The organism is Melghirimyces algeriensis, assembly GCF_900182565.1.
GTDB lineage: Bacteria > Bacillota > Bacilli > Thermoactinomycetales > DSM-45169 > Melghirimyces > Melghirimyces algeriensis.
In genome coordinates, this window is sequence record NZ_FXTI01000002.1 from 200,490 (window position 1) to 213,835 (window position 13,346).

The following is a 13,346-nucleotide window of genomic DNA, read 5'->3' on the forward strand; positions in this document are numbered from 1 at the left end:
GGCGTCACTCTTATTTTTTTCGGCGATGGCGCAGGAAAGTGGGAATCTCCAAACCATCCGATTTCGGTTTTACAATATCGATTTGGCTGGCATGATGATCAGGTCCAGACTCCCGGCTCACTCCAAACTGAGGTTTTCCCTTTGGTCTTTCCGCTTCCTTTTGATTGTCAAACCCTGTAGCAATCACCGTTACCAAAATTTCATCCTTTAACTCTTCGTTGATCACTGCGCCAAAGATCATATTTACTTCAGGATCGGACGCTGAAGCTACAATATCCGCTGCCTCATTCACTTCATAGAGGCTGAGATTGTTTCCTCCCCGGATATTCATTAAAACTCCCCGTGCTCCATCAATGGTCGTTTCCAGCAGAGGACTGCAAATGGCTTTTTTGGCAGCTTCTGCAGCCCTGGACTCCCCTGTGGCTGTACCAATTCCCATCAAGGCTGAACCGCGCTCGGTCATAATGGTTTTGACATCGGCAAAATCCAAATTGATCAATCCCGGAACAGCAATCAGGTCAGAAATCCCCTGAACCCCTTGACGAAGCACATTATCCGCTTCCAGAAATGCCTCCAACATCGGTGTGTTTTTGTCTACAATTTCGAGCAATCGATCATTTGGAATCACAATCAAGGTATCCACATTTTCCTTAAGTTCTGCGATCCCTTGATCGGCTTGAAGGGAACGTTTTCTCCCTTCAAATGTGAAAGGGCGAGTAACCACCCCCACAGTCAGTGCCCCCTGTTCTCGGGCCACCGCTGCAATTTCCGGTGCGGCTCCCGTACCTGTCCCACCGCCCATTCCAGCGGTGACAAATACCATATCTGCCCCTTTTAAAACATTTTCAGCATTTTCCCTGCTTTCCTCGGCTGCTTTTTTCCCCACACTCGGATTGGCTCCCGCCCCCAACCCCCTGGTCAGTTTTTCACCAATTTGAAGCTTAACCGGAGCCTTTGAGCGGTTAAGGGCCTGGGCATCCGTATTGACGGCAATAAACTCAACCCCCTGTACACCACTTTCAATCATGCGGTTGACAGCATTGCTTCCTCCCCCTCCAACACCAATTACTTTAATCTGAGCGGTTTGTTCCACTTCCATATCAAACTCCAACATCTTTTGTCCCTCCCATATCCATAAATCTCTGTCTTCTAAATAAATTCCCTCAGGAAAAACTCTCTGATTTTCCCCCAAGTTGAAGATTTACGTTTTCTATTTTCGGATCTCCGGTTCCCTTGCTCAGAAGATTCAATAAACCGATGGAGGAATCGACGACGAATGTAATACATCATACCCACACCACTGGTAAAGGAGGGATCTTCCACTCCGATATATCGGGGTGAAACCATACGGACAGCCGGTCCCAATTGAGATTGAGCCACCTCAAGTATATGCGGAAGAGACATGACACCGCCTGTCAAAACATATCCGCCAGCCGGTTCGTCGGAAAGCCCTGCTTCCTTCACTTCATCCCGAATCAGCTGAAAAATTTCCTCTACACGAGGCTCAATGATTCCGGCCAATTCTTCTTGTGATACGGTTTTTTCACGGTTACTCCCGATTGTGGGTACTTGAAAAGTGATATCCTTGTCCGCTTTGCTGACAAGAGCAACCCCATATTTGCGCTTCAGTTCTTCCGCGGTCTCCGTCTTTGTACGAAGACCATAAGCAATGTCCTGGGTGATATACTCACCTCCGACCGGAAGCACGCCGGTAGATACCAGTTGCCCCTGTTCATGAATGGCAAAAGATGTGGTTCCACCTCCAACATCCGCTAAAACCACACCCATATTTCTTTCGTCTGTTGAAAGACAGATCTCCCCTGCAGCCAACGGTAAAAGAATGATTCCCGCGACGGACAGATCCGCTTTTTCCACGCATCGGAGAACATTGTGAATGATCGTTTTTGTTCCGGTTGCAATGGTGGCTTCCACCTCAAGTCGAACCCCTACCATCCCGTAAGGGTCTTGGATATCCTGCAAACCATCAACAACAAACTGATTGGGAACCACTTCAATGACTGTACGCTCCGGCGGAAGGGCCACCACCTGAGCTGCCTGTATCACCCGGTCAATGTCCTCCTGGTCAATTTCCTTGTTCTCTCCGGAAACGGCCACGACTCCATGGCTGGACTGTAGGGAAACATGATTTCCGCAAATTCCGACAAATACTTGGGAGATTTCTATACCAACCATCCGCTCAGCATCGTAGATTGCCTCACGAATTGATTGAACGGCTTGGTCAATGTCGATGATGGCCCCTTTCTTCGTCCCCTTGGAGACCGCGGAACCGACGCCCACAATCTGGGTGTTGTCCCTTGTAACTTCGGCGACGATTACACGCACTTTGGAAGTGCCGATATCCATTCCGACAATAAACTCTCCACTACTCAAATCCTGGGCACCTCCTTGCCCGAGACTCTTCAACATGGTGGTGGAAATGGCTGTTCTGTGTAAAAAAAATCAAGAGGGGAGAAGTAAGGGAAAATCCGCTTATATTTCAGATATTCAACATCAAGGGGATTTTCCCCTTTTTCCATATTTACTTTTTCAACTCTTGTCTCTTTTTATGTTCTCCCGCCTGAACCTCAGGTACATACCAATGACTCTTCAACAAATTTAATGTTCCTGGAGGACGGTCCTTAAAACGGGCATAATGTTTCACTTTTTTGCCGATATCGCGTGCCCGGACACGGATGAGATGGTTTTGACGCGTGTAGATTTTAACAAGATTAGCATATGTAGCGTCATCTCCAGGTTGAACCTCTGAGATCTCTGAAAGAACCTCAGAGGGCAATTGAGACAAACCCTTCGCTACAAGAGCCCGTTTTCGATCCTGATCAAAGCCTCTTACCAGTGGGCGATCCACCTCTTTTTCCCAGGGATGCTGCTTTAAGACAGACCCATCTGACAACAAAGGATATATCTGATCGCCATGAGACCAGTAGCCGACCCATTTCACTTCTTTCACCCGGATGCTTACTTTTCCGGGAAACATCTTGTTTACAAAAGCACTTCGAATCTCAGGCAAAGATTGCAACGATTTTTCCGCTTGCTGAGCATCCCAGCGAAAATAGGAATCCCCCTTCATCAGATGAATGGATTTCAGAACATCCCGATCCGATACCAAACGGTTACCTTCAATCTTTATCTCTCTAATTTCGCTCAAAGGGGATTTTAAAAATAAAATGACGCAGCTTCCCACAAAAAACAGAAAAATAAAAAAGATGGCCGCAACCGATGAAGGATTTCGACCATGATTTGAAGGACGCAAAGGCGGAACCCGTCTATCCAAAGGGACCACTCCTTCTCCGTTCCCCGGATCGAGGAAGATTACGTAACTCGCATCTATATTACCATAAAATGGTGTTCATAGGACAGGATTTGTATAGCACCAAACTTTATATAAAAAAACAGCAACACATCGGTGCTGCTGTTTCACAGAGAGGCCACCTTTCCGGTGTAGCGTTGAATCTGTGCTCCCAATCGAAGGAATGTTTGATCCAATCGCTCATATCCCCTATCAATATGATTTAGGCCACTTATATGGGTCGTTCCGCGAGCTGCAAGCCCTGCAATTACCAACGCCGCTCCCGCCCGAAGATCCGTTGCCTCCACAGCGGCTCCGGTCAGGTATGGAACCCCCCGAATGTTTACTTGATTGTTTTCAGGTGTAAGATCGGCTCCCATACGAATCAGTTCATGCACATGCTTTAAGCGACCATCAAAGATCTGTTCAGAAATAACACTTTCCCCTTGTGTAAGGGATAAAAGAACCATCATCTGTGGCTGCATGTCGGTTGGAAAACCAGGATATGGCTCTGTTACCACATTACTTACCGATTTCAATTGAGGAGTACTCTGAACCCACAGAGCGTCTCCCTCATTTTTGAGTTCAACGCCAATTTGCTCCAACAGATCCAATGTACTCTTCATATGATCCGGTACCACATGGGTTAAGAGTACCTCTCCACCGGTCACAACAGCTGCAATGGTCAAGGTTCCGGCTACGATTCGGTCAGGAATAATACCATATGAGACCGGATGAAGATGTTTGACCCCACGAATGGTTATGACGCCTGTTCCTGCTCCGTGAACGTCTGCACCCATCCGGTTCAAAAAGCGTTGAAGGTCCACGATTTCAGGTTCCCTTGCGGCATTCCGGATGACTGTTACCCCTTCAGCCAGAACTGCAGCCATCATAATATTTTCTGTCGCACCCACGCTTGGCAGATCCAAATCAATCTCCGTTCCGGTTAATTTTCCAGCAGAACAGTATATGTTGCCGTCTGCTTCCCGGATTTCAGCTCCCAAAAGCCGGAGCCCCTTAAGATGGAGATCAATGGGTCTCGCCCCAATGGCACATCCGCCGGGACGGGACACCGTTACCTCTCCCGTCCTCGCCAGAAGCGGTCCCATTAAGAAGATGGAGGAGCGCATCTGTCGCATCAATGCCTCAGGAATCCGTGTGGTTTTTATTGCGGAAGTTTCCAGTTTGATGCTGTTACCTTCCCACCTCAGCTTTACGCCAAGGGCTTTTAAAATCCGATTCATGACATCAATATCGGAAAGGCGAGGCACATCCTGAATCTCATGAATGCCTCCAACTAAAAGAGTGGCAGCCAGGATGGGAAGAGCTGAGTTTTTTGCACCTTGAACACGAACAGTTCCATACAGAGGTTTTCCGCCTTTGATGACAAACTGCTCCAATGTTCCACCTCCGTCTACCCCTCGCCCACCACCTGAACTTCGGGTACCAGAGTGACACCGTATTCGTTCTTTACGGTTTGAATAATGTGATCAATCAAGGTAAGAATATCCGCTGCCGTCGCATTCCCTCGATTAATAATGAAGTTACTGTGTTGGGTGGACACCTCGGCATCACCAATGCGATACCCCTTCAACCCCGCGGCTTCGATCAGCCGTCCAGAGTGATCGCCCGACGGATTGCGAAAGACACTCCCTGCGCAGGGAAACTGCAAAGGCTGGGTCCGTCTGCGCCGGTCCTTGAATTGGGCCATAGAGGAGGCTACCTTTTTTCGATCCCCCTCTTTCAATTGGAACGTTGCTTCCGTAACCACCCCGCGCTTTTCCTTTTGCAAGATGGATGTACGATAGCTGAACCGAAGATCATCCCTTGTAAAAACAGTCCAATCTCCGTTTTCAAGAAGCACTTCCGCTGATTCCAAAACATTGGACACCTCAGAACCATGGGCACCGGCATTCATAAACACCGCACCTCCAACAGTACCAGGAATCCCTCCGGCGAATTCCAAACCGGTTAAACCGTGTTTTGCCACCATCACCGATAACTTGACAAAAGAGTATCCCCCTCCTGCTGTCACACGGTCGCCTTCCACTTCCATAAGGTCCAACCCTTTTCCCATTTTAATCACGGCTCCACGGATTCCTCCATCTCTGACCAGAAGATTGGAGCCTCTTCCAATCACCCGCCAGGGAATTCCGTATTTTCGAATCACAGCCATGGTCCGCTCAAGTTCTCCCTTGTTTGCAGGGTAAATTAAAATATCAGCGGGTCCGCCCACCTTCCATGTCGTATGAAGAGATAATGGTTCATCAATACGTACATCCTGTACATCTGATTCCTTTATTTCTTGTGCTATCTGTTTCACAGGTGGGATCTCCTTTCGCAGACGATCAGCTTGCCAGTGGTATCCGGGCACGGTATACGATAGTCTATGCCTTTCCGGAATTTGTGTGACGAAACCACGCCCGGCTGTCTTTTTTTATCCATGGTTTTGCGACAATCGTTCCAATTCATCAATAATCACCTCTGAAGCATCCGGACAGCCCAACGATCGAGCCGCTTCACTCATCTGTTGATGGCGTTCAGGATGTTCGATAATCTCACGGATGGTATCCCACAGACGCTCTCCGGTCAGCTCTTTTTCCTTGATCATCATACCGGCTCCCTGTTCCTCAAGCCAGCGGGCATTCGCCTCCTGGTGATTATTGGTAACATAAGGTGAAGGAATTAAAATGGAGGGCACTCCCAATGCAGTCAATTCCGCCAGCGTGGAAGCACCCGCCCTTCCAACGACCAATGAAGTTCCCGCAAGTACGTCCGGCATATTATAAATAAACGGTTTAATTGTCAGATTGGGAAGTTCACTTCCGTCTTTTATATTAGCAATAACCTCTTGATAATGCACCTCTCCCGTAACATAGACAAAGTGAAGATGTTCCGCTTTTTGGATCCGGGGGATCATTGAAATGACTGCTTCATTTATAGGCTTGGCTCCCCGGCTGCCACCGAATATTAAAACCAGCGGTTTTTCCTTATCCGAAATCTCTAGGGATTCTCTTCCCTTTTTTCCATCCGCATGTGTCACTTCTGTTCCGCGGGGATTACCTGTATGAATGATCTTGTTTGCCTTTGTAAGGTATTTTTCCGAGCCACTTAAACTGATCGCCACTACATCCACATAACGGGAAAGAAACCGGGTGGTAAGCCCTGGTAGCACATCCGGTTCAAGAATTAATGTTGGAACTCCTAAACGGGCAGCCGCGTAAAGCGTCGGACCGCTCACATAACCTCCCGTTCCCACCACCACATCTGGTTGAAACTGTTGAATGTATCGTTTGCAATGCCGGACTGCCCGAAGAAATTTCGCCACTGTCTGCAGATTGTCCAAAGAGAGTTTTCGTTGAAACCCTTGAATCTCCACATCAAAAAATTGTATATCGTTTTCTTTGGGAACGATCCGGGCTTCCAGACCGTTCTTCGTTCCGATATATCCGATCTTTGCGTCGGAAATCCGGTTGCGAAATGCCTTAGCAATCGAAAGTGCAGGATAGATATGACCACCTGTTCCTCCACCGGACAGCATGATTTTTTTCATGATCGATCACCCGTTCTCTTATTGTTGTGTGTATGTTCATTCTGTATATCGGGACAGATTCAACAAAATTCCCACGGCCACAAGTGTCAACGTTAGTGATGATCCTCCATAACTTAAGAACGGCAAGGTGATTCCCGTTACTGGAAAGGCTCCGGTCACCACTCCAATATTGATGACGGCCTGAATCACAATCATTCCCGTGACACCCGCTGCAACCAGACCCATAAACAGATTCGGGGACAGAATGGCCACCCGGAATCCGCGCCAAATTAAAACAGCAAAGAGAACAATCGCCGTTCCACCGCCTAAAAAGCCCAATTCTTCTGCCAGTATGGAAAAAATAAAGTCTGTGTGAGGCTCAGGCAGATACAGATGCTTCTGTCGGCTCATTCCCAACCCCAATCCCATCAATCCACCCGGCCCAATGGCAAACAGGGACTGAATTACCTGATATCCCGAACCCAGCGCATCTTGCCACGGGTCAAGAAAAGCCGTGATCCGTTTGATTCGATAGGGTGCAGCCAGGACAAGACCCGCAAAACCAACTATTCCGATCATGGACAGACCGACAAGGTATCTGATCCTTAAGCCAGCGGAGAAAATCAATACCATGGCTGTTCCCAATAAAACGGTCCCTGTTCCCAAATCCGGTTGCAACATAATCAATGCAAAGGCTGCTCCCGCTACGGAAAGTGGAATCACTAACCCTTTCACAAACGTTTGTGCTTCACGAGCATTCAGCATAAAATACCGAGCCAAGAAAAGGATAACGGCCAATTTCATAAACTCTGAAGGTTGAATGCTAAAAGCACCGATCCCCAGCCAACTGCGGGCACCTCCACGAACCATTCCCACACCCGGAATAAGCACCAAAACCAGCAGGAAAAAACAAAAAAACAGACCCGGTTTTGCCCATTGGTAAAAAAGATCCGGATTCAGTCTAGAAACAAACAACATCAAAAAAACGCCCAAAACTGCAAAAAACATCTGCCGTTTTGCATAAAAGAAGCTGTCACCAAATTTTTCAAGGGAATAGGTCGCACTGGCGCTATATACCATTACGACACCGATTGTCAACAGCATCAGAATAACGGCAATAATGACCACATCGGGTGCTTTCCGCGGTTTGGGCATGTTTCTTTCACCTCGACAAAGAGTTTGGGGCAAGCCTATTTAAAGCCTATGCACGGCCTGTTTAAACATGCTTCCCCGTTCTTCAAATGAGGTGTACATATCCCAACTCGCACAGGCAGGTGACAACAAAACCACATCACCCGGTTCCGCCATCTGACAGGCACAGTCCACCGCTTCAGCAATATCTGCTACCTGCTTTCTCAATGAAACCCCTGCCTCTTTTGCCCGATTCAAAAGGGTGTCTGCTGTCTGTCCAAAAGCAACAATCCCTTTGAGACGTTTTTGAAATACAGATGTCAACTCTCGAAAATCAATCCCACGATCCAATCCACCAGCAATGAGTACCACCGGATCTTCAAAGGATTCCAGAGCAGCCGCGGCTGCTTTAGGGTTGGTTGCCTTGGAATCGTTATAGTAACGAACTCCATCAATCGTGGCAACGTGTTCCAATCGATGCTCCACTCCGGTGAAGGTAGCCAGCTCTTCACGAACCGCTTCGACCGGGCAACCGGCAGCTAATGCGATCGTAGCTGCAGCCAGTGCATTTTCCTTATGAACCCCCGGTAAAGGAACACTGGAAATCGGCAGAATCCGAACCGATTCCTTGTGGTTCGGAAGGTGAGCCACCACCCACCCCTCGTCCACCATCACCCCGCGGTTCACAATTTCCTGTCGACTAAACCACCAGATCTCTCCCTTTAATTCCTGAGCGATGGCACGACACTCAGCAGAATCCCAATTTAAAACAGCCACATCGCCGATTTGCTGATTTGAAAACAGTTTCTTTTTCGATTCCCGATAGTCTTCCATCGAGCCATGATAATCCAGGTGAGCAGGTACCACATTAAGTATCGCCCCAATTCGGGGATGAAACTTATGCGTACCTTTTAGTTGGAAACTGCTCAGCTCACAGATAAGCCATTCTTCCTCCCGCATAGCTGGAGCCAATTCCGAAAGAGCCATTCCAATATTCCCCGCGACGCGGGACGGAAGTTGCCCTTTGGACAACATACGTCCTACCAATGACGTGGTGGTGGTTTTTCCATTGGACCCTGTAATCCCGATAATATTCGCTTCTGTCAACAGATAGGCCACTTCCACTTCTGTCACCACAGGGATCCCCAAATCTTGAGCCCGTGTAATCAATGGAATGTGGTAAGGGATTCCGGGGTTTTTCACCAAAAGATCCACCTCCGGATGAATCAGCCGTTCAGGATGCCCCCCCAACACCACCTGTATCCCTTCTCTTTCCAAAGATTCCGCTTCCGGGCATTCCTGACGAGGCTTTCGGTCGTTCACCGTGACAAAAGCACCCTCGGAATGAAGCAGACGAGCTACAGCCAAACCACTCCGTGCCAGTCCCAGTACAAGCACATTCTTTCCGGCAAACCTCTTTTGACCCGGTCTCAAGTTAAAAACACCTCCAAGTAGATCCCCAATGCGGCAAAGAGGAAGCCCACAGTCCAAAATGAAACAACAACCCGCCACTCAGACCAACCCACCAACTCAAAATGGTGATGGAGTGGACTCATGCGGAAAATTCGTTTTCCCCGCAATTTAAAGGAAAGAACTTGTATCATCACAGACAATGTCTCAATGACAAACACCGCCCCGATGACGGGGAGAAGCAATTCTGTCTTGGTAATGACAGCCAGACCAGCCAGACCGCCACCCAGCGCCAATGAACCGGTATCTCCCATAAAAACCTTGGCCGGGTGGGCATTAAACACCAAAAACGCGAGGAGCGCTCCCACGACAGAAGCGGAAAAAATGACGACCATATAATTGCTCTGAACCATGCCAATCACGGCATAGGCACCATAAGCAATCACCGCTGTCCCGGACACTAACCCGTCCAACCCATCCGTTAAATTGACTGCATTGGAAGCCGCAATCATCATGATGACCAAAAGAGGGAGATACAGCCAACTCAGTTCAAAATGCACCTCTGTTCCCGGAATGTGAATCTGGGAGATGGCCGGATTTTCTCCTCGAACAATCCGAACTTCCCACAACACCCAAAACAGAACGACACCGATAAACAATTGTCCCAAAAGTTTTTGTTTGGCTGTCAACCCTAAATTCCGCTTCATGACCACTTTGATGTAATCATCCATAAAGCCCAGGATGCCATATCCCAGCGTGGCAAAGAGAAGAAAAAATAAATCCGACAGGGAGTCAAAAAAGAACACATTACTGAGCGGGATTGCTGTCAGAACAATCACCGTGAGAAATATGGTCCCACCCATCGTCGGAGTACCCGCCTTTTTTTGATGGGCCTTTGGACCTTCTTCACGGATGGCCTGACCAAACTTCAACCGTCTCAGAATCGGAATGACGGATGGTCCCAACAATATGCCGATGCCAAAAGCCACAGCGAGAGGAACCACAAGCAATCTCATATCCATTAATTTCTGTTCGCTCCTTCTGTCAATAAATATACAACGCGTTCCAGACGTGCTCCACGGGAAGCTTTGACCAGCAACACCGCAAAGTCTCCTCCGTCTTGCATCAGCCGTTCAGATGCTTCTTCCACCGTTTTGAAATGAACCACCGGCAAACGCGGATCGGCCGTTTGTGCTCCCTCACCGATCCATCGGGCACGGTCCCCAAGAGTAAACAGGCGTGATACCCCTTTTTCCGCCGCATAGTGACCCACTTCACGGTGAAGCGCTTCCTCATTCTCTCCCAGCTCCAAAATATCTCCCAAGAGAACCCATTTCTCTTGAAAATCTTTCAACGAAGTGATGAGGTCAATGGTTGCGCGAACCGCTGAAGGGCTGGAATTATAGGCATCATTAATCACTGTCATCCCGTTGGCAGCCACCAGGTTTTCCAGACGCATATCTGATGATTGAACCTGCTTCAATCCCTTTTGAATCTCGGCTTCCGTCAATCCCAAAAGACGACCGATATGAATGGCCAAAAGTGCATTCACCGCATTATGTCGACCCATCATATCCAACTCAAACCGGGTGTCAGTCGCCGAAGAAGTAAAGGAAATGCCCCTTAATCCATCCATTTGCAAACCGAGTGCTCGATCATCATTGATCGACTCAAAGCCTACTTTCAACACTTTACGTTTTTCTTCCGTCAGTCGATTCCGGAGAAGGGGTTCATCCCCATTCATGACAAGGATACCATCCGGAGACAATCCTTCGCGAATCTCCAATTTGGCATCAGCAATCGCTTCCCGACTTCCGAGAAATTCCAGATGGGCATCTCCGATATTGGTGATCACAGCGAAATCGGGAGCAGCAATTTGGGACAGGCGTGCAATTTCACCCTTGTGATTCATCCCCATCTCCACTACAGCCACTTCCGTATCTTCAGGCATGGACAAGAGAGTGAGCGGGAGGCCAATATGATTATTCAGATTCCCTGAGGTTTGATGCACCCGATAACGGACACCTAGGACAGCCCCAATTAAGTCTTTGGTTGTTGTCTTTCCATTACTTCCTGTTACACCGACAACCTTTACACCCAATTCCTGACGATAGGCAGCCGCTAGGTCCTGTAGAGCTTTCAGGGTATCTTCCACCACAATCAAAGGAACCGGTCGATTTTTTGGGACCGGAACATCCTTTGCCCACAATGCGGCGACAGCGCCTCTTTTTACAGCGTCGCTCAAAAAGTCATGTCCATTAAACCGTGTACCCGTCAAAGGAATATACAATTGGTTTTCTTTTAATGTGCGGGAATCAGTGGATACCCCATGAACCAAAAGATGGTTATCGATCACTCCACCAACAAGCTTTCCGCCGACCCCATCCCGAATCTCTCTCAGTGTTTTCTGCATAGAAACCTACCCTTTTTCCAGAATTGCTTGACGTGCAACTTCACGGTCATCAAAGTCGTAACGGATACCATCGATTTCCTGATATGTCTCATGACCTTTTCCGGCAATCAACACAACATCTCCCGCAGAAGCCGAATGAATGGCAGAACGGATGGCTTCCGTCCGATCTACAATCGATTTCACTCGCTCTGGAGAAAAACCATTCACCCCATCCATCATATCGTCAATGATCTGCTGTGGATCTTCCGTTCGGGGATTATCACTGGTAATAATGGCTTGTTCGCTGTATGATGCAGCAATTTGAGCCATTTGGGGTCGTTTGGTTCGATCCCTGTCTCCACCGCATCCGACCACACAGGTTACCTTTCCCATCGCAAATTCGCGAATCGTGGTTAAAACATTTTCCAGACTGTCCGGTGTATGTGCATAATCAACCAATACGGTAAATGACTGTCCTTCATCCACCCGTTCAAACCTTCCCGGCACTCCCTGAACCCTGGATAAGGTTTTGCGGATTTGTTCGATGGAAATCCCTTCACCCAGAGCGACAGCTGTTGCTGCCAGCACATTGTACACGTTGAAGGTTCCCATCAGTTTCATCTGTACATCCACAGATCCATGAAATGTTTTTAATTTGAACGATGTACCGCCCGGATGAAATTGAATATGTTCTGCATATACATCAGCCGGCTGTTTGATGCTGTATGTAATCACTTGACCCGAAGTAATCTCCTTAAAGTACGAACTGGCTTCATCATCGATATTTAACACCGCCAAGGGTTGATCCTCCGACCGGTCTTGGTATGCATTCCCCAGTTGACTGAAGAGGAGGCCTTTCGCAGCACGATAATGCTCCATCGTACCGTGATAGTCCAAATGATCCTGGGTCAGATTGGTAAACACAACGGTTTTGAATTGACAACCCCGCGTCCGCCCCATATGCAACGCATGAGAGGAGGCCTCAATGACAGCATGTGAACAACCACGATCCACCATTTCACGGAAACCCCGTTGCAATTCCAGCGACTCAGGAGTTGTATTTTTTACCGGATACACCCGGTCTCCAATCTTCATATTCATTGTACCGATTAATCCTGTCATCCGACCGGAATCCTGGAGAATATCCCGGATCAAATGGGTAACAGTCGTTTTTCCATTGGTTCCTGTCACTCCGATTAACTTCAGGTGACGGGTGGGATGGCGATAAAACGTACTGGCCAAGACCGCCATCGCTCTGTGAGTATCCGGAACCCGGATCACAGGAATATCCTCTTTGAGGTGGATGTTCTCTTCCACCACAATTGCTGCGGCTCCCCTTTGTATCGCTTCTGGAATAAACCGGTGACCATCCACATGAAAGCCTTTCACAGCGATAAACAAGTCCTCCGGTTTTACTTGGCGGGAGTCCATTTCCATGCCCTTGATCTCAACATCTGTATTCCCCTTGATTTCTGCAACCATAAGAGAAGGGATCAACTCTTCCAACTTCATCACATATCTGGCGGCACGACTAGGAGACAGCCGCCTCCCCCCTTTCATCAAACATATGACCC

11 protein-coding genes are annotated in these 13,346 nt (G+C 48.2%); all 11 read right to left on the minus strand.

All coding sequences use genetic code 11. From position 1 onward, the window contains the following. Nucleotides 1–10: 10 nt before the first annotated feature. The 11 genes from ftsZ to FN782_RS04075 all read right to left on the minus strand — a co-directional run bounded on the left by ftsZ (nt 11) and on the right by FN782_RS04075 (nt 13,284). A complete protein-coding gene (ftsZ, locus tag FN782_RS04025) occupies nt 11–1,114 on the minus strand; it encodes a cell division protein FtsZ (RefSeq protein WP_142504493.1) in 1,104 nt (367 codons plus the stop codon). A 35-nt stretch (nt 1,115–1,149) separates the two neighbouring features. Then, a complete protein-coding gene (gene ftsA / locus FN782_RS04030; RefSeq protein WP_142504759.1) occupies nt 1,150–2,391 on the minus strand; it encodes a cell division protein FtsA in 1,242 nt (413 codons plus the stop codon). 148 nt (nt 2,392–2,539) lie between these two features. Beyond that, nucleotides 2,540–3,292, minus strand: coding sequence for a cell division protein FtsQ/DivIB (locus tag FN782_RS04035; protein WP_185956021.1), 753 nt, complete (start codon nt 3,290–3,292; stop codon nt 2,540–2,542). 143 nt (nt 3,293–3,435) lie between these two features. Continuing rightward, nucleotides 3,436–4,707 carry a UDP-N-acetylglucosamine 1-carboxyvinyltransferase gene (gene murA / locus FN782_RS04040; RefSeq protein WP_142504495.1) on the minus strand — a complete coding sequence of 424 codons (1,272 nt, stop codon included), beginning with the start codon at nt 4,705–4,707 and terminating at the stop codon, nt 3,436–3,438. Nucleotides 4,708–4,721: 14 nt separating this feature from the next. Then, nucleotides 4,722–5,630, minus strand: a complete 909-nt coding sequence (murB, locus tag FN782_RS04045; protein WP_142504496.1) for a UDP-N-acetylmuramate dehydrogenase — start codon at nt 5,628–5,630, stop codon at nt 4,722–4,724. A 114-nt stretch (nt 5,631–5,744) separates the two neighbouring features. Next, the gene (gene murG / locus FN782_RS04050; protein ID WP_142504497.1) at nt 5,745–6,860 is read right to left on the minus strand and encodes an undecaprenyldiphospho-muramoylpentapeptide beta-N-acetylglucosaminyltransferase; all 1,116 of its coding nucleotides are present in this window, start codon (nt 6,858–6,860) and stop codon (nt 5,745–5,747) included. Nucleotides 6,861–6,896: 36 nt separating this feature from the next. Continuing rightward, on the minus strand, nt 6,897–7,994 hold the full coding sequence (gene spoVE, locus FN782_RS04055) for a stage V sporulation protein E (protein WP_142504498.1): 1,098 nt from the start codon (nt 7,992–7,994) through the stop codon (nt 6,897–6,899). Nucleotides 7,995–8,033: 39 nt separating this feature from the next. After that, nucleotides 8,034–9,404 (minus strand): UDP-N-acetylmuramoyl-L-alanine--D-glutamate ligase, encoded by a 1,371-nt coding sequence (gene murD / locus FN782_RS04060; RefSeq protein ID WP_142504499.1) that lies wholly within the window; start codon nt 9,402–9,404, stop codon nt 8,034–8,036. Further along, nucleotides 9,401–10,402, minus strand: coding sequence for a phospho-N-acetylmuramoyl-pentapeptide-transferase (gene mraY / locus FN782_RS04065; protein ID WP_142504500.1), 1,002 nt, complete (start codon nt 10,400–10,402; stop codon nt 9,401–9,403). The genes murD and mraY overlap by 4 nt, the downstream gene beginning before the upstream one ends. Then, nucleotides 10,402–11,793: a UDP-N-acetylmuramoyl-tripeptide--D-alanyl-D-alanine ligase gene (locus FN782_RS04070; protein ID WP_142504501.1), complete on the minus strand. Its 1,392-nt coding sequence runs from the start codon at nt 11,791–11,793 to the stop codon at nt 10,402–10,404. Before FN782_RS04070 ends, mraY begins: the two co-directional genes overlap by 1 nt. A gap of 6 nt (nt 11,794–11,799) precedes the next feature. After that, the gene (locus tag FN782_RS04075; RefSeq protein WP_142504760.1) at nt 11,800–13,284 is read right to left on the minus strand and encodes a UDP-N-acetylmuramoyl-L-alanyl-D-glutamate--2,6-diaminopimelate ligase; all 1,485 of its coding nucleotides are present in this window, start codon (nt 13,282–13,284) and stop codon (nt 11,800–11,802) included. Nucleotides 13,285–13,346 lie beyond the last annotated feature (62 nt).